The 16,907-nt window shown below is 53.2% G+C and carries 13 protein-coding genes and 1 tRNA gene; 7 read left to right on the top strand and 7 right to left on the bottom strand.

Annotation, left to right across the window (positions count from 1 at the left end):
* Nucleotides 1-8: 8 nt before the first annotated feature.
* From AC2FNV_RS15900 to AC2FNV_RS15885, 4 genes are all read right to left on the bottom strand, one after another.
* Entirely contained in the window at nt 9-1,538 is a 1,530-nt protein-coding gene (locus tag AC2FNV_RS15900) for an ATP-binding protein (RefSeq protein ID WP_496773834.1), read from the bottom strand.
* Nucleotides 1,539-1,566: 28 nt separating this feature from the next.
* A complete protein-coding gene (locus AC2FNV_RS15895) occupies nt 1,567-2,925 on the bottom strand; it encodes a DNA cytosine methyltransferase (protein ID WP_496773832.1) in 1,359 nt (452 codons plus the stop codon).
* A gap of 1 nt (nt 2,926) precedes the next feature.
* Nucleotides 2,927-3,115, bottom strand: a complete 189-nt coding sequence (locus tag AC2FNV_RS15890; RefSeq protein ID WP_372921669.1) for a hypothetical protein — start codon at nt 3,113-3,115, stop codon at nt 2,927-2,929.
* Between the two features lie 434 nt (nt 3,116-3,549).
* Nucleotides 3,550-3,625, bottom strand: a tRNA-Thr gene (locus AC2FNV_RS15885).
* A 484-nt stretch (nt 3,626-4,109) separates the two neighbouring features.
* Between AC2FNV_RS15885 and AC2FNV_RS15880 the strand changes: the two genes are divergently transcribed.
* From AC2FNV_RS15880 to AC2FNV_RS15865, 4 genes are all read left to right on the top strand, one after another.
* Nucleotides 4,110-5,288, top strand: coding sequence for a YcaO-like family protein (locus AC2FNV_RS15880; RefSeq protein ID WP_254442625.1), 1,179 nt, complete (start codon nt 4,110-4,112; stop codon nt 5,286-5,288).
* A complete protein-coding gene (locus AC2FNV_RS15875) occupies nt 5,285-6,610 on the top strand; it encodes a TfuA-like protein (protein WP_170607403.1) in 1,326 nt (441 codons plus the stop codon). The genes AC2FNV_RS15880 and AC2FNV_RS15875 overlap by 4 nt, the downstream gene beginning before the upstream one ends.
* Before the next feature lie 58 nt (nt 6,611-6,668).
* On the top strand, nt 6,669-7,964 hold the full coding sequence (locus AC2FNV_RS15870) for a gluzincin family metallopeptidase (protein WP_170607405.1): 1,296 nt from the start codon (nt 6,669-6,671) through the stop codon (nt 7,962-7,964).
* Nucleotides 7,965-8,109: 145 nt separating this feature from the next.
* Nucleotides 8,110-9,024, top strand: a complete 915-nt coding sequence (locus AC2FNV_RS15865) for a pentapeptide repeat-containing protein (protein WP_170607407.1) — start codon at nt 8,110-8,112, stop codon at nt 9,022-9,024.
* 52 nt (nt 9,025-9,076) lie between these two features.
* On the opposite strand, the gene AC2FNV_RS15860 is transcribed toward AC2FNV_RS15865, so the two are convergent.
* Nucleotides 9,077-10,846, bottom strand: a complete 1,770-nt coding sequence (locus tag AC2FNV_RS15860; RefSeq protein ID WP_170607409.1) for an adenylate/guanylate cyclase domain-containing protein — start codon at nt 10,844-10,846, stop codon at nt 9,077-9,079.
* 90 nt (nt 10,847-10,936) lie between these two features.
* Complete coding sequence (locus AC2FNV_RS15855) at nt 10,937-11,590, bottom strand: GNAT family N-acetyltransferase (protein ID WP_367648202.1); 654 nt, start codon at nt 11,588-11,590, stop codon at nt 10,937-10,939.
* A gap of 391 nt (nt 11,591-11,981) precedes the next feature.
* Between AC2FNV_RS15855 and AC2FNV_RS15850 the strand changes: the two genes are divergently transcribed.
* Together AC2FNV_RS15850 and amaB are read left to right on the top strand one after the other, a co-directional pair.
* A complete protein-coding gene (locus AC2FNV_RS15850; protein WP_170607413.1) occupies nt 11,982-13,088 on the top strand; it encodes a saccharopine dehydrogenase family protein in 1,107 nt (368 codons plus the stop codon).
* Nucleotides 13,089-13,106: 18 nt separating this feature from the next.
* Nucleotides 13,107-14,603, top strand: a complete 1,497-nt coding sequence (gene amaB, locus AC2FNV_RS15845) for an L-piperidine-6-carboxylate dehydrogenase (protein WP_437436828.1) — start codon at nt 13,107-13,109, stop codon at nt 14,601-14,603.
* A gap of 9 nt (nt 14,604-14,612) precedes the next feature.
* On the opposite strand, the gene AC2FNV_RS15840 is transcribed toward amaB, so the two are convergent.
* Nucleotides 14,613-16,190 (bottom strand): DUF5928 domain-containing protein, encoded by a 1,578-nt coding sequence (locus AC2FNV_RS15840; protein WP_170607417.1) that lies wholly within the window; start codon nt 16,188-16,190, stop codon nt 14,613-14,615.
* Between the two features lie 143 nt (nt 16,191-16,333).
* On the opposite strand from AC2FNV_RS15840, the gene AC2FNV_RS15835 reads away from it, so the two are divergent.
* Nucleotides 16,334-16,907: sulfotransferase family protein (locus tag AC2FNV_RS15835; protein WP_496773827.1), on the top strand; the 574-nt coding region annotated here is incomplete at its 3' end.

The following is a 16,907-nucleotide window of genomic DNA, read 5'->3' as shown; positions in this document are numbered from 1 at the left end:
TATGTTTTTCACGCCTCGGAGAGCGCACTGCGAATAATATCATTAACGTTGCGCCGGATCGTTCCGGCATGACGGACACCGGATTCCCGGGCAATGACTTCAGCAAGCGCGAGTGCGGCGGCAACCCTCAATAGCGCCTCGACATCTTCGCTGTCCGTCTGGGCAAAGCGCACCATGAATGGATGGATCATCGAAACACGGATATCCAGACGACGCGGCTGCTCTGTTGAGGCTGCAACGTCGCTAAACACAAGCCACTGGCTCTCAGCAGGGTCTTCGGTCAACTCGATGCTAATATGCCAATCTTTGTCACGAAACCGGATGTTGAACTCCTTGCGTGCCAGCGTTCCGGCATGGGGCGGTTCCTCGTCCGGCGTATCGACCGGCGGCGCGTCCGCAATATCCGGTAAGGCCGATGGCAGATTGTCCTCCATGGCCCGCGCTGTGTTGCTGACCGCCTGTGTGGCCGTGTTGGTAAGCTGCGCGCGTGCCGGTCGCGCGCGATAACCTTCGGCCTGCTTGAGAAGTGGCAACTCTTCGCTGTCCAAATGCTCGCGCAAGAGCTCAAGGAATGGCTGCTCGTTCTCGTCCCAACGAAAGCCGTCCTTCGTATGGCTCACTTCGAAGCCATCCAGGTGCAACTCGCCGAAAAGCCGCTGATATCGGAAACTGTTCGAACTGCCGAAAATCGCGGCGGGGCGGTAACCTTCATCACCGCTGCCTTCAATGACGCGCCCGCGTCGAAACAGGGAGAATCCTGCTTTGGCTGTATTCGCCGTTTCACGCAGCGCGGCAAAGCCGTGAACTGAAAGCCCGTCGCCGAAATCAAAAGCCACGTCCTTGCGCCAAAGCTTGGCGGGTTTGTCCTTCTCCCGAAAGTACGGTGCCGTTAGGACAGGCGGTTCTTGCGGTGCCAGCGCATCACCGCCAAAGCGGAGCTCCAATGTGCCTTCGCGAATAAACACACGGTAGATATCGGTCAGATGCTCCTTGAGCTTCCCGACCGTCCGTCCCACCGGGACCTGGAAAATGTCCTCCAGAATGATTTCGGTATAGTGGTGGTTTACGTCCTCGGGTTCTTCATGAATATCGAGCTCTTCGATTTCATCATTGACGATGTTCTCGATCTCGAAGCGAACAGTTCGGGCTACGTCTTCGCCGAACGCGGATGTGCGCACCGACCATTGCGGTGCGAACCAGCAGGCGGCGCTTTTCATACCCATTCCAAATTCGGCAAGGCCGGTCCGATCAGGCGGAATGGCAGCCGGACGAAATGCACGCCCAAAATCCTCAAGCGCAATGCCCGCCGCATTATCGCGGATGGAAATGCGGGCGGGTGCGGCGGTATCGATATCGATACTGACGACAAGCTTGAATTCATCCCCGTGGTGCGCGCGAAGCGCCTCTCGATGCCGCGAGTAGCTTTGGACGGAGTTGTCCACGAATTCGGCAAGCGCAAACCACGGCTTGTAGTTTAGGTGCCGAAGCACCGCGAGCACACTGACTCCGGGCCGAATATCAACCTTGTTGGGCGCCAAACCTATGTTCCTTCAAATTGTGCGCGTATCAGGCCGCTGAAATGAGGGCTGCTTGCACGTTGTCTTCCCGCTTGGGACGGATGGGAGCTTTCGCCGTCTCGCCTTGCTCATCAGGAGCAACGGAAAGCAACTGGCGGGCAATCGCGCGCACGACTTCAACATTCACGGCGTTTCCGAGCGCTTTAAAGGCTGCTGTCTGCGCTTCCGGCAAATGCTTGAGAGTACCCATGCTTTGCAGTCGGCTACATTCGCGGGTCGTCATGTAGCGCCGCTCCCATGCGATCACCGGCACCTGGCTTGTCGTCATCGCCACGAGCGACGGCGCTGTGACGGGACGTTTCACACGAATGCCGGAAGCCCGGAACTGGATGACGAAATCCCAAATCGAGCGCTGCTCGCCTTTGCAGTTCCACTCGAATTTCTGAAAGCTGGGCGCAAAGCCGCGGATGCGCGGCAGCCACTCGTCAATCCAACCCTTGTGACGCTCATAAAGCTCACGGTTCTGCCGAATGAATTCGATCTTCCATTTGGGGAAGCTCTCTTGCGTATCTCGCGCATAAGCAGGAAGCGCCGCTGTGATCTCGTCGGCTGCCAAGCCACGCAGCGACTTCCCGAAACAGCCTTTATAGGATTTGAGCTTTGACAATCTGGTGCCGTAAGGAGAGCGGTCGCGATAAGGATATGTTGCGCCAAATTCCATGGCCCATATCGGGAACGACGGAAGCTGTTCGTCTGCAGGAAACCTGTCAAGAAATGCTTGCCATGCTTCCAGATAACTAATGAATGCCGGAGGCAATACGCGCGCATCGGTCGGGTTCTTGTCCAGAACCCTTTTTATCGACAGATCGGTATTGGCGTCGGGGGCGGGCCATGAGAAGTCTTCCAGACCGCCGCGCCGACCGACAATGAATGCCCGCTCGCGGATTTGTGGTACGCCGAATTCGTGAGGCGAGAAATGGTTGTCATCTACGCTGTAACCCGCCAGCCGTAGCCGGTGGATAATCGAACGCCAGGTCTGCCCCTGCCTGTGCCGGACAAGGTTTGGCACGTTCTCGATGATGAAAAACCGGGGCTTGTGCAGCCGCAGAATGCGCACGATGTAATCGATTAGATCGCCCCATTGCGGACACTGAAATCCCTGTTGCCCACCCGCTTTCGAGAAGGGCTGACAGGGAAATCCGGCGCACAGGATGTCGTGGGCAGGCACAGACGCCAGATCAAGCGCACGGATGTCGCCGTGGGGTCTGATACCGAAATTTTTTTGGTAGAGCGCGGCAAGTTTGTCGTCACGCTCACACGCAAAGACGCACTCATGACCGAGTGATTTGAGGGCGAGGTGAAAACCGCCGAGTCCGGCGAATAAATCAATGAATTTAAGGGTCTGCATGTTACTCGATGTCCAGCTTGAGCTGCTGGCCTCTGTTCTCATCAAGAAAGCGAAGAAGGGCGTATCTGACAGTGTACTGTAGGGTGAGTGGCGGGCGTTGTGAAGCAGCGATGTCCTTTAGTTCTTCATAAGCAGACGCCTCCAGCGAGATCGTGAAACGGCGCATTTCTGTTTTTCCGGTGCCGGACATGGCCGCTCCCTGGTGTAGTTTGGCACCAACCTACACAGGGTTGCACCAGAATGCACCAAGAACCGCCCGAACCTTGGCTGGAGATGCAAACATGATGAATGTTTGCCCCACTGCATCAAGCGAGGGAATCGCTAGGGTCGCCAGCCCGCGGTCCGGCGATGCACGGCTCGCGAACCGTTGGAGGGCCAAGGTCCGCTTCGTCCCGTAGACCTTTGTCGTACGACGACACCGTATTGCGGGTCTGGGATGATTGCCGCTATCGAGCGCTGTGGAACGAACGGCAAATTCGTCCGCGAACTGCAGATTCGACCGAGCTTAGATTTCGCGCTCGCCGCGAACGACCGCAAAGCGGGCTGCAATCGCAGCATCCATACTGTGTGCCGAGGGTCGGCTTAGGGCCAAATGCGGACTAAGAGATTGGATTTTTATAGAACTGGTGCCGCTGAAGGGACTCGAACCCCCGACCCCATCATTACGAATGACGTGCTCTACCAGCTGAGCTACAGCGGCTTCTCGGACCCTACTATGGCCCTACTAGTTCTACTCCTTTGCCGCGAACTCGTTGGTTTCGCAAGCCATTCTCGCGGGGACCCGCTAATTACGAATGACGTGCTCTACCAGCTGAGCTACAGCGGCCTCCTTCTTTTTCCGCGGCCCTACTATGGCCCTACTCGTTACTGCGCGCCTTCTCTAACCTACTGGCCTCGAGCGTCAATTGCGAATGAACCCGCTGGTTATGAAGGATCTGCTCTAACGGTTGAGCTATTGAGGCTATGCGAAGGCCGATTTAACTGTAGAGACCAGTCCGTGCAAGGGGGATCAATCATTCAATAAAAACATATCTGAAAAACCGGCGCTGTTGACCCACGCTGTCTGATTCAGCATCCTAACCCGAACCGTTACGGACCTCGGGTATTGTTTTGTCGGGGTTTCGGGTTCTTTTTCAATGGAATAGCAAGGTTAGCGTATGCCTGGAAATTCTCAGAAGACGTATATGCACGACACCCACAGACTGCGGGATCCGGAACAAACTCTGGCCGTTGTACAGCCATTTCTCAAGGATATGGGCATAACCCGCATCGCTAACATTACCGGATTGGACCGCATCGGCTTGCCCACCGTCATGGTCACAAGACCCAATTCGCGTTCGGTTGCGGTCTCACTGGGCAAGGGGCTCTCTTTGAGTGCGGCCCAAGCCTCGGGGGTAATGGAAGCGATTGAATCCTGGCATGCCGAACGGATCGAGTTGGGTCTACGCCTCGCCAGCTATTCCGACCTTGTTGAGACTGAGTATGTCGTTGAGGTTGACAAACTGCCAGAGGTCACAGGCGGTCGTTTCGTCCCGCATGCCAGTATCCTATGGGTCAAGGGGCAGGATTTGACGAAGGGACGCCCTTGCTGGGTTCCCTATGAGATGGTAGACACAGATTACACCTCATCGCCAGTCAGTGGCCGCCGGGCCTTTCCTAGAACGACCAATGGTTTAGCGTCAGGGAATGATCTGACAGAGGCAACTTGCCATGCAATTTGTGAACTGATTGAGCGGGACGCCACAACGCTTTGGCATTTCCGAGGTCCTCAGGCGCGCATCGATCCCGGGACAATTGAGGATCAAAGGTGCCGACAAGCGATGGAAAGGATCGCTGCAGCGGGCTTGGACCTTGGTATTTGGAACACAACCTCGGATATTGGGATTGCGAGTTTCCGTTGCGTTATCTGCGAATTGGGTGCCGTATCCGGCCATATCGGTATTGGGGATGGATGTCACCCGGACCGATCCATCGCGCTGTTGCGGGCGTTAACCGAAGCTGCGCAAACCCGACTGACTTACATATCTGGTGCAAGAGACGATCTGGATCCAGACGAATTCTCAAGTTCATCTCGATCCTGGCGTGGACAGTACATTCAGGATCTGATCCAAAACTCCGCGGCGAGCGAGGATTTCAGGATGTGCCCGACACATATGACTGACTCATTTGACGAAGATTTGGCTCTTATTAAGACTCAGCTTTCCATTGTTGGAATACCGCAGATTGTGATCGTAGACCTTTCGCGACCTGAAATTGACATCTCGGTTGTTCGGGCTGTAATCCCGGGTCTTGAGGCACCGCATGACGACCCGGATTTCGTGGCAGGGCCACGTGCGAGACAGGCCGCGAAAGTGCACGCATGAATGTAATTGTGTTTGTAGGGCCAACACTTTCGGCCAACAGTGTTTCGGAAATTCTTGATGCGACTATTCTGCCTCCGGTGCAGCAGGGTGACGTTTATCGTGCAGTCAAAAGCAATCCCAAAGCCATCGGAATTATCGATGGGTATTTTGATGGGGTTCCATCCGTTTGGCATAAGGAAATTCTGTGGGCGATGGAACAGGGTATTCCGGTCTACGGTAGCGCAAGCATGGGTGCATTACGTGCCGCCGAATTGGCAGACTTTGGTATGATCGGTGTGGGCCGCGTGTTCCAGGATTACTTGAGTGGCACAATCCTCGACGACGATGAAGTTGCTGTTATTCACGGCCCCGCGGAACTTGGGTTCAAACCTTTGAGCGAGCCTATGGTCTCGGTCCGTGCAACTGTAACAAAGGCGCGGGAAGAAGGCGTTTTGCCTCCTGATACAGCTGTTGAACTGGTGCGATTGACGAAGGAACTGAATTATCGCGACCGAGGTTGGGACAGGATCACAGGCTCCGCCGCCGGACTTTCTGGAATAGAGGCTTTCCTTGATTGGCTGCCGCAGGGTGGCGTTGACGTAAAGGCCGACGACGCTCGCGAGATGCTGTCAATGATGGCCCAACACCTTGGCGGAACTGCGCAGCTTGTTGGTGAACCTGCCCGAGTCGAACGGACGCTGGCTTGGCGCGAGCTTTGCGATCGCGTTGACGCCGAACGCCCCTTGGGAATCGAAGGTGACGCTGCTTTGGTAGATGAATTAAGGCTTACCCCGACGCATTACGCGCGCCTACGGGACAGAGCGGCTCTTGCCCTGTTGTCGAGAGAAGAAGCACGCCGAGCTGAACGCCAATTGCAGCGCAACGATTTGGTTCAGCAAATGTCGCGCCACCGCTTTGAAGCGGGTCTGCCACGACGCTCGGATCTGATGTCGTGGCTGGAAGACAATGATCTGACTTTGCAACAATACGAGACACTGCTTGCTGATCAGTGCCACACCGATGCGGCAATCGCCGAGCGGAATCACACGTTGAATGTTGCCATAATAGATGAGCTGCGGCGCGATGGAGTTTATTCGGATTTGAAGGACCGAGCACACCGAAAATCGTTGGTAGTGCAAGATCAGACTGATGCAGTCGAGACAAGAGCCCCGACCAATCGGACCCAGATCCTGATGTGGTATTTTGAAACTTGTCTTGACCGTGACGTACCTGATGATCTTGAATCCTATGCAGCCGCTCTTGGTCTGGAAGGGCGTGAAGAGTTGATTGAATTGATTGAAGCCGAATACTTGTTTTGTCATTTTGACAGGTCCCAGGCTTAACGCGGACATTGGGATTTAATCGGTGCCGCGCCGCTTGGTAAATCCTAGGGGGAGACAGATGGGCTGGTCTGTGACTGCTGAAGAAGAGATACCGGGCACCCGGTTCCTTTTGTATCCGCAATCGCCATTTCTGGAACCGGGCATGAAACCCGAGATGGTTGAAATCTCTGCGCCGCAAGGCTCTATCGGCCCAGGCCCTTCTGGGCCTCGGATGTACGCAATGAACCCGATTGGCAAGACGACGCCATATGGGGCGATGATCCCGGGACCTGACGGGCCGCAGATGTACCTTCCAGCTTGGGACGGATACATTCTTCCGCCGCCTGAACCGGATGAGTTCGGCAATTTCATTCACATAGATCCGTCTGATCCGGCTTTTGAAGCCGCGCATTTGTTTGGGTCCGCGCATTTCACAATGGATGTTTGGGAGGGGTATTTCGGGCGGCCTATACCGTGGCATTTCGAACAAGACTTTGATCGGCTGGAATTGTCTTTACTGCCAAGCCTCGACAACGCGCATATCGGATGGGGTTTTCTGGAAACCGGTGGGACAACTGAGCATGGGGAAGAATACCGCCCATATAGCTTGAATTTTGATGTGGTGGCGCATGAAATTGGACATGCAATAATATACAGCGTCATCGGTTTGCCGTCCGACGGAGACGCATCGGGCGAGTACTACGGATTCCATGAATCCGCAGCGGACATGGTGGCTTTGCTTGCATCGCTGCATTTCGGGTCGGTTGTCGAAGACTTGCTTAGAAACACGAGGGGAAACCTATACACCTATAACCGCCTCAGTCGGTTTGCCGAACTTTCTCAAAATGCGCAGATTAGGATCGCTGCCAACGACCGGGTTCTGTCCGAGTTTTCACACGGGTGGTCCAGTGAACATGCGCTATCGGAACCTTTGACCGGCGCGATGTTCGACATCTTGGTGGATATCTATCACGAAAGGTTGGTGGCGCACGACGTGATTGATCCCGAGATGGAGGACTTGTCGGATGAACTTGAGGGTACCCCGGAATATAACGAGATAATGCAGGACTTGTTCGACGAGCATTACGCGGAAAATCCAGAGGGTTTCAGAATTGCATTGGTCGAGGCCAGGGATCTTTTGGGTTCATATCTCGCCGACGCGTGGGAGATGCTGGATGCAGACATGCTCAGTTATTTTGGAGTTGAGCGTGCGCTGTTTGTCGTTGATCAGGAGATCACCGGAGGTGCTTTTCGCAGGATCATTGAAGGCAACTTTAGAATGCGCGAAATTGGGCTGACGAGACCCGGTCCGCGTCTGAGCAAACCGGATGGGACCAGCCACGCATCTTCAGTTCGAACATTGAAACCAGAGTAGAACGACCTGAAAGTCTTTGTTTTTGGCCGCGTTTTGTGGCAACTTGTGCGCAAGGGATGATATTTGAGACTGAGCGCGCATTGATGCGTTAGAGGGGTGGATGGGGTCTACGACGTCATCTTTCTTACCATAGGGAGAAATTGATATGTCTGAGTCCTTACTCAGTTTTTCAGAAGTATTATTGTTTGGAAGAGAGTTAAGCGATCTAAAACTAAAACAGAAATCCGTTCGCCTAGCGGTTGAAATTCCGGCGGCGGGTTCTCTGCCCACAGGCTTCACAACTATTGATGGGGTGACAGTCCGGTTGGACGACAGGGTTCTGGTTCAAAAGGGTGACACTGCCAATAACGAATCTGGGATCTACAAAGTTGTGGATGATGGTGCTGGTGCGTTCAACCTGGACAAGCGGAAGAAAGCCCAATATCAATCTTACGTTTATGTGCGGCGCGGTCGCCAATTTAAACATACGTTCTGGTTACAGGATTCCAACACTCACAATAGACAATTGTTCATCGAACAGGATGATCGCAGGCGCGGTCGTGGAGTGAATAATTTCATCGGAGATCAGTTCGGAGGCGATGCTCGCCTGGCCCGGATTTATGGCTTTGCATATGATGGAACTTACTACGAACTGCCGGAGCCAACGATATTCTTGGTGCATGGACATGGAGAAAGCGCCACTGGGGGCAACCTTCCGCGCGGCTTCAATCTGGAAAACACTGGTGGCCCCGATACAACGCGGCAAACGGCACGTGCGCCTCTGGATCCTTCGGTTTCTGGTGTTGCGGCAGCGGATTACCAGATGGCCAATGACATCCGTGTCTGGAACTACGATCAAGCTGATTACACGATCCGTATGGACATTGCAGCTGGTCAGATCGAAGAAGTCCTTCTGGACGTCTATTTCGAATATGATGCGCCTATGATGAGCGGCGCCAAAGTCAGCGGAGCCAAGGTGAGCGGCGCCAAAGTCAGCGGCGCGAAAGTCAGCGGTGCAAAGGTTAGCGGAGCGAAAGTGAGTGGTGCAAAAGTCAGCGGTGCAAAGGCTCGCGGCGAATAATCACTCTTAAAATAAGGCAAGGGGCGCATTTGACGTGCGCCCTTTTTCACGTTCAGAACCCTGCCTTTTCCAAACCTTCAACAAAATGTTGGGTATCGTCCGCCAGACGATCGGGTTGAACTTCCGCCCAGCGAGAAAGGGAAAAGTTGGGATGAGCCGCGCGGTGCTTGTCGGCGATCTGCCTCGCCATATCCATTTTGCCCAATTGAGCGTAGCTGGCTGCCAAAACCCGCTGACCTTCTGTCGGGTTATTCATCTTGTTGACCGCTGAAATTACGTCGTCATAGCGTTTCAGATTGTAATAGGCGCCACCCAAGTGCCAGAGGTATTGGTCAGGAAAATACGGATTCAGTCGCATCGCCTGTTGGATATGTTTTATTGCAGCTTCGTTGTCACCCCAATGTGCCAGAGCGTCAGCATAATCAGAATGCATATCTGCGTCATTGGGATTAAGTTGCAATGCCCGTTTATAAGACTCGATAGCTGAGTAATGTTCTTTACGATAAAGCTGCACATAACCGAGTTCGCCAAATCCGCGAGCGTCAGTCGGGTCTAATTCGACTGCCCGTTGTGCGAGCTTTAAGGCCTTGTCCAAGGCGCTGTTTGGGTCTTCAGTCCATGAATACCGCCAATCGATATTTAGCGTCCGCGACAACGCCGCCGCTGCCCGCGCATAACCGCCGTCGCGCTGGAGTGCAGACTCATAACAGTGCTGGGCCCTGCGGTTATCGTTCCGCGTATACTTCAGGATATGGTGCTGCCCCTGTAGTACCGATCCATAGGCCTGCATGTCGGACGGTACAGACTGGACCATTCGCTGCTTTTCGTGGCTTTCGATCATAACTGCAGTGGCCGCTACGATACATTCTGTAACTTCGTCCAGAATGTCGAATATGTCGTCGATTTTGCGGTCGAAACGTTCTCCCCAAATCGTTCGTTCAGAATTGGCGTCAATTAGCTCGGCTGTGATGCGGATTCGGCTGGACGACCTGCGTACACTACCGCGAGCCACGTAGCGGACATTCAGCCGTCGCGCTGCTTCTTGTGGAGGCATCGACTGTGTCTTGAAGAAGAACGACGAATTCCGCGCGATTATGAATAGGTTCCGGAACTTGGACAAGTTCATGATAATGTCGTCGGTCAGCCCCTCAGCGACCCAATGATCGTCCTCATCGCTGCCTTGGCTTGCAAAAGGCAACACCGCCACAGATGGGATGTCTGGACGTTCTAACACCTCGAGCTGCATTTCGGGTCGCAGAGTTGCAGCCATGGTTGCGCCTTCAATCTCGCTGCGTACGCAATAGGTTGCGACCGGTGACAGGATGTTCTTAAGTTGCTTGGGTCCAAGGAACTCATATCCATATCGCAGCCGGTTTCGGATCTGATCGTAGACTGCCGAACTGACGTAAACCCTTTCGGGTTCGGCAATTTCCTGCAATCGTGCGGCTATGTTGACGTTGTCGCCGTGAATGCCCCGCTCGTCCATCAGGACCTCGCCCAAATGAACCCCTGCTCGAAACTTGATCTGTTGATCGTCATCTCGCGCCTGGTTGTGCTGGCTTGCTATCCGGTGTAATTCCACGCTGAATTCGACTGCGCTGGTGGCAGTTTCAAAAAGCGCCAGAATTCCGTCGCCACGGACCTCGATTACCCGGCCTTGATGTTGCTCGCAGACTTGTTCCAACTGCGATAGCAGAGACTTCAACGCGTTATACGTAGCCATCTCATTCTCGCTCATTAGCCGCGAATAGCTAACAACATCCGCGAAAACGACGGCGCCCAGCTTTTGCCTGATCGTTGTTTGAGAATGTGTACTGTTCACAGTGGGCACTCAGCTAAAACTTTTCGGCGATACTGACGAACAAGATATAGCAGAATTTTGTTTTGAAAGAGTGTTGCGAATCTTAATGTCCTAGTCAAGCTTGGCACCTCTCGGCGGCCAGCACCAGCTATCTGATGCGCCGTCACCAAAGCTAATAGTTATGTTGTTGGACAGCTCTTTGGCCAACTCCTCTCGCCGTTTGCTCCACTCCTGTTGAAGTATTCCCACCACGACCATGTCATGATACCGCCCGTCTGCGAACCACGCTTGCCGCATATTCCCCTCGACCTGACAACCCAACCGACTAACAAGGTCCCGTGTGCTGTGGTTGTCTGCGCGGTAATAGGACGTGATCCGATGAAGCCCTAGTTGTCGAAATGCAAAGTCCAGAGTCAATGCAGCCGCGCGAATTCCAATACCCATACGACGGGCTGACTTATCTACGAACAGCGGAATAACGGCATCGCGGTTAATGTTTGAAATTGCTTCTAAACCTGTCAAACCCAAGGGCAGTCCTTCGGCGGTCTCGACAACAAACCAACACTTGCATCCGGCATGAGATCCGTCGATCACGTCCTTCCATGCGTCTTCGGTCTGCCAATGGTTCAACGGGACGCGCGAGGTCCGGTCAAAAAGCGACAAATCCTCAACGTCTTGAAACCAACGCACTACCGTTTCCAGGTCCACCTTCTCCAGAGGGCGCAGCCTGTAGTTCCTAATTTGGGCTTCCGACAAAGGACTCACATCCTCCAGAATTTTAAATGTATAAACTATCTTGAGACCATAGCACAAAACCGCCTGAAAAGAGAAAGAAGTAATTTTTGTCTCCAAATACGGGCATTCAAATACCCTTGGACACATAATATCCGGCCAAATCTGGTGGTTTTCGCGATCAACATCGTATCCAGTTTTTCAGTACTAATGGGTCAAACGTTTGGCTTGAGGGGCTTGATCTCAGCCCGTCTACCTTAGGTGGAGAAAGTCATGGCACCCATCGATTCCAGTCTCGCCAGCCAGCATATTGCCGAAGTTTTCGTCAAAACGCTGACACTGGCGTGAATTTCGTCATGATTACCCCTGCGAAACGAACAAATTGCCTTTCATAATCAAAAGAAACAACAAATGGAGGCATTTCGTGACTTGGAGCATTTGCATTGTCGGCGCAGGTAAGATCGGGCAGATGATCGCCACCTTGCTGAAAACATCGGCGAACTATTCAGTAACAATAGCTGATCATGATCTTGCTGCGTTGTCAGCACTAAATAAGATGGGTGTTTCGACACGGCAGATTGATGCATCTGATGATGACAATCTAATACGTGGGTTGCAGGGATTTGATGCAGTAATTTCCGCAGCCCCGTTTTTTCTGACTCCGGCAATCGCCAAAGCCGCATGCACGGTCGGCGCTCATTACTTTGATCTTACCGAGGATGTTTCGGCAACGCAGGCAGTGCGCGAGCTGGCAAGTAAGATCCAAACCGCAATGATGCCGCAATGCGGCCTTGCACCTGGTTTTGTCGGAATCGCCGGCGCTGCCCTGGCAGCAGAGTTCGACGAGATAGACAGCCTGCATATGAGGGTGGGCGCCCTGCCTTTGTATCCAACCAATGCTCTGAAATATAATCTGACGTGGTCGACTGACGGTTTGATCAACGAATACTGCAATCCCTGCGATGCAATCGTAAATGGCCAATGCGTCAAAACTGCCCCGTTGGAGGATTATGAAATCTTTGGCCATGACGGGGTGGAATACGAATGCTTTAACACCTCGGGAGGGCTTGGAACATTGCCCGAAACCCTGGAAGGCAAAGCGCAGGCTGTGTCATATCGATCAATTCGCTATCCAGGACACCGGGATATTTTGCGTTTGCTGTTAAATGACCTAGGGCTGGGACAGCGCAAGGACCTTCTTAAAAACATTTTCGAGAATGCGTTGCCACGCACGGATCAAGATGTGGTTTTGGTTTTTTGCACTGCACGTGGCACGATCGACGGATCGCTGCGCGAGAAATCTTTGATCAACAAATCCTTCGCGCGCACCATAGACGGGCGGGTTTGGAGTGCAATTCAGGTAACAACCGCTGCGGGAGTGCTGGGCGTTGTGGATTTGATGCGGACGGGTGTGCTGCCGTCGCAAGGATTTATTCGACAGGAACAAGTCAAGTTACCCGAGTTTCTGAATACAGAATTTGGCCGGCTGTACCGCGCTGGCAACGTAACTCAACAAAACAAGGCTGCCTGAGAAATGAAAGATGTCATGATGACTGTAGACACTGTTTTGGCGAATCTGGATCTGACGGCCGCTGACTTAAGCGGTGGAACCTTGCGTGTGACTTCCCCAATCGATGGAAGGCAGCTGGCCACGGTGAACGAGACCTCCAAGGTTGAGATGGGCGCTATCATTGCTCGTTCAAAGGCAGCTTTTCGTGATTGGCGCGTTGTACCTGCTCCACGAAGGGGTGAGTTGATACGGCTGCTGGGTGAGGAACTGCGTGCAGCTAAAAACGATCTGGGTGCCTTGGTCAGTTGGGAGGTCGGTAAGATTACGTCTGAAGGGCAGGGTGAGGTGCAGGAGATGATCGACATCTGCGACTTTGCCGTTGGTTTGTCGCGCCAATTGTACGGCCTGACCATCGCTTCGGAACGCCCCGGACATCGAATGATGGAAACTTGGCATCCGGTTGGCCCGGTTGGTGTCATCTCTGCCTTCAATTTTCCGGTGGCCGTTTGGTCATGGAATGCCGCAATTGCCCTTGTCTGCGGTAACCCGGTGATTTGGAAGCCGTCTGAAAAAACCCCACTTACCGCCATGGCCTGCCAGAGGGTTTTCGAGCGTGCGCTGGCTCGGTTTGGCGACGCGCCTGACGGACTGCTGCAAACGGTAATTGGTGGAACAGATTTAGGGGAAACTCTGGTCGCAAGCGAAGATGTTCCGATTATTTCCGCAACTGGATCCACCCGTATGGGTCGCGCTGTTGCGCCGGTTGTGGCTCAACGGTTCGGCAAATGCATTTTGGAGTTGGGCGGAAATAACGCGATGATCGTCGGACCTTCTGCCGATCTTGAAATGGCGGTTCGGGCGGTCGTTTTTTCTGCTGTTGGCACAGCTGGGCAACGTTGTACCTCGCTCCGCCGTTTAATTGCTCACAACTCGATAAAAGATGAGTTGGTCGCTCGGTTGAAGAAAGCATATTCCGGCCTGCCGATCGGCGATCCGCTGAGCGAAGGAACACTGGTCGGGCCATTGGTGGACGAAGCCTCCGGTGCTGCGATGACAGCCGCTCTAAGCGCCGCCGAGGCCGAAGGCGGCATCGTGTTCGGCGGTAAACGCGTGACAGAGGGTGTACCCGCTGGCGTTTACATGGAACCCGCAATTGTCGAGATGCCAGGCCAAACTCGGACGGTCAAAACTGAAACCTTTGCCCCGATCCTTTACGTTATGGGCTACGATGAGTTCTCAGAGGCCATCGATCTCCAAAATGATGTCCCGCAGGGGCTGTCCTCCTGTGTGTTTACCCTGAACATGCGCGAGGCCGAGCAGTTTCTGACCGCAGCAGGATCTGACTGTGGTATCGCAAACGTAAACATCGGCCCGTCAGGGGCTGAAATTGGTGGAGCGTTTGGCGGAGAAAAGGAAACCGGAGGAGGTCGAGAAAGTGGTTCCGACGCATGGAAAGCCTACATGCGCCGTCAGACAAACACTGTTAACTACTCTGCTGAGTTACCCTTGGCACAAGGGGTCAAATTCGACATTTGATTTCTTCATTCAGTCGCTGAACAGGTAGTCCAAACTCAAAATAGCTTCGGCTTTCTTATTAGAAACTGTCAAGAATCGGGCCAACTCAGCGACGTTGTTGGCCCGGTTCTGTGATTCTGAGATACGAAAATACTCTTCCTTAGATGCTGATCGGATCTGTTCGATTTCGTGAGACAGTTCGTTGCGAAGAGTCGGCAAAATCCGCTGCACGGACTCAACTGGGCTGCTTTCGCCAATCAGGCCGACCCGAAGGGCATGCCCCGCAAGGTAGTCGTTGGAAAACTCGCAGGCGATGTTTAGTACGTGCAGCTTGACTTGGTCGGCGCAGAAATCTCGGATGATCTCGATACTGCCGGGGTCGACGCACAATACCAGCCTGTCGCGCCGAAAATGGTCGTAAAGCATGTTTACAACTGCACGGCGGTGTCGGGACCGTTTCGCCAATGTGGTTTCAATCCCGCCCAGATCCGGTAATGGAGTGTTCTCTTCGTTGAATACGTAGTGAAGGCAGGGAAGGTCGGTTTCTGTCTTGATCTGATCCACAAGTCGCTTGGCCACGTGCCATTTTTTGCAAGTAACTAAATATAGATCCCGATCCGGCCCAAGTGTATTTGACGTTTCCCAAAAGCGTTGGGTAAATCGGCGACCTATGCGTCCGCGATTGGTCAGAAAGCGGTGTAAACTTCGACCTTCATCCGAAATTTGAAAGGTTACGTCCTTGCCGGCGTACAGCTGTCCCAATCGGTCTTTTAGTTCTTGGGCATGAGGGCTGATCTTGCGGGCGAACAAATAGTCCTGACGAAGCAGCATGTCATAATGATCATTGTAAAATGTGACGGGCATTCCATAGTCTGAAAACATCAGAAATGTCAGCGTACGGTTTTCGATTTCTTCCTTTGGGATAAGGTGGCGAACCAAAGTTTGAAAAAAGGTTTCATCCGGTATCCACGTTGTGGAGAAGAACCGGACTACGTCGCGACGGTCGTTCAGAAACTTTTGGATCATCTCCACCGTCCGGCGACGCAGGCACCACCACTGACTGCCGATCATAACTTGAATATCTCGGGGGATATCGCGAGTTAGGCCCAGCTTTTTCTGGAACTCGTAACTTGCATAAAACCGTCCCGCCTGAGTTCGCTCATTAAAGTAATGCCGATAGATCAACCGGTCCTTTTTCATACCGGTCTTGATCCAATTGCTCTCAAAGAAATCGTGGCTTTCAATGAAGTCCGCATCATTATCATCCAAAAAGCGATGCGCGTATTCGGCGGTTTTGATCGCCATGCAGTCACCAGACAGCATGTAAAAATGCGTGGCACGTGGGAATGCTTCGGTCGCCGCCTGCAAAGCATTCAATGTCGCCTGAACCAGCGACCACGCCCCCCAACCGCATTTAACCCGTTTTGCGGTGAAAGTGACGTTGGGGTTGTCGGCCAAGGCAGCAAACAGGCGTTCATACTCCGCTTGCCCCGAGCGCGCGTCGAAGTGGATTGCCATACAATCGCCGGCGGCAGTCAGTTGATTGGCCTGCGCGATGATCGCATCGGGGTTTTTATGGCACAAAAGGATGAAGGCAATCTTTGCCATTGGACTTCCGCAAATTCCGTTTCTGCCTGTTTGCAACCGTGATACTTATGATGAACGATTGAATAAACAGAATATTTTTGGTTCTTTGATTTCAAATGCGGGGGTGTCGTTCTAAGACGCGACCGGCAGAGGAGGCGCAGTCGATGGGTTTTCCCGGAACATGGATGACCGAGAGCCAAAGTATGGTCTACCGAGTTGTGCCTAAATGCGCCTGCTCGACGATTGGCCAGATCATGTTTTATTCGGATCACGGCAAATTCTTTGAAGGCGATATACACGATGCGACGAGCGGATTACACAAATGGGCCTTTGACGAAAGCAAGGGTTTGATCACCCGAAACGTACGGTCTCACGGTTCGTATACGTTCACTTGCGTTCGAAACCCATATACCCGCATCCTGAGTTCATTTTTTGACAAGATTTGCGGCATTCAGCGAAACGGGAAACGTTACCGCGGTAATCTGGTTCCAACGTTGATCTACAACTACGGGATCGAAGTTGGTGGTGAGGACGGCAAAGGAGATTTCGATCAAATTGCCAGCTTTCGCAGGTTTCTACTCTTTGCTCGAGATACGATCCTTTGGCGCCGACCGATGGATCCTGATATTCATTGGTCTGCCATGTCAGGGCATGTCTCAACCCTGATAGCAAATGGCGGACGATACGATCGCATATTTTGGACCGAGAAATTCAACGACGGCATGCAGGATGTTCTCG

It is taken from the genome of Ruegeria sp. BHSA163, assembly GCF_059613365.1.
This window is presented reverse-complemented; position numbering and strand designations above follow the sequence as displayed.

Bases quoted from the DNA above. Each gene is read 5' to 3' on its own strand.
- AC2FNV_RS15875 (WP_170607403.1), top strand. From the start codon at position 5,285: ATGAATGTAATTGTGTTTGTAGGGCCAACACTTTCGGCCAACAGTGTT.
- AC2FNV_RS15865 (WP_170607407.1), top strand. From the start codon at position 8,110: ATGTCTGAGTCCTTACTCAGTTTTTCAGAAGTATTATTGTTTGGAAGA.
- AC2FNV_RS15880 (WP_254442625.1), top strand. From the start codon at position 4,110: ATGCACGACACCCACAGACTGCGGGATCCGGAACAAACTCTGGCCGTT.
- AC2FNV_RS15870 (WP_170607405.1), top strand. From the start codon at position 6,669: ATGGGCTGGTCTGTGACTGCTGAAGAAGAGATACCGGGCACCCGGTTC.
- AC2FNV_RS15895 (WP_496773832.1), bottom strand. From the start codon at position 2,925: ATGCAGACCCTTAAATTCATTGATTTATTCGCCGGACTCGGCGGTTTT.
- amaB (WP_437436828.1), top strand. From the start codon at position 13,107: ATGACTGTAGACACTGTTTTGGCGAATCTGGATCTGACGGCCGCTGAC.
- AC2FNV_RS15840 (WP_170607417.1), bottom strand. From the start codon at position 16,190: ATGGCAAAGATTGCCTTCATCCTTTTGTGCCATAAAAACCCCGATGCG.
- AC2FNV_RS15890 (WP_372921669.1), bottom strand. From the start codon at position 3,115: ATGTCCGGCACCGGAAAAACAGAAATGCGCCGTTTCACGATCTCGCTG.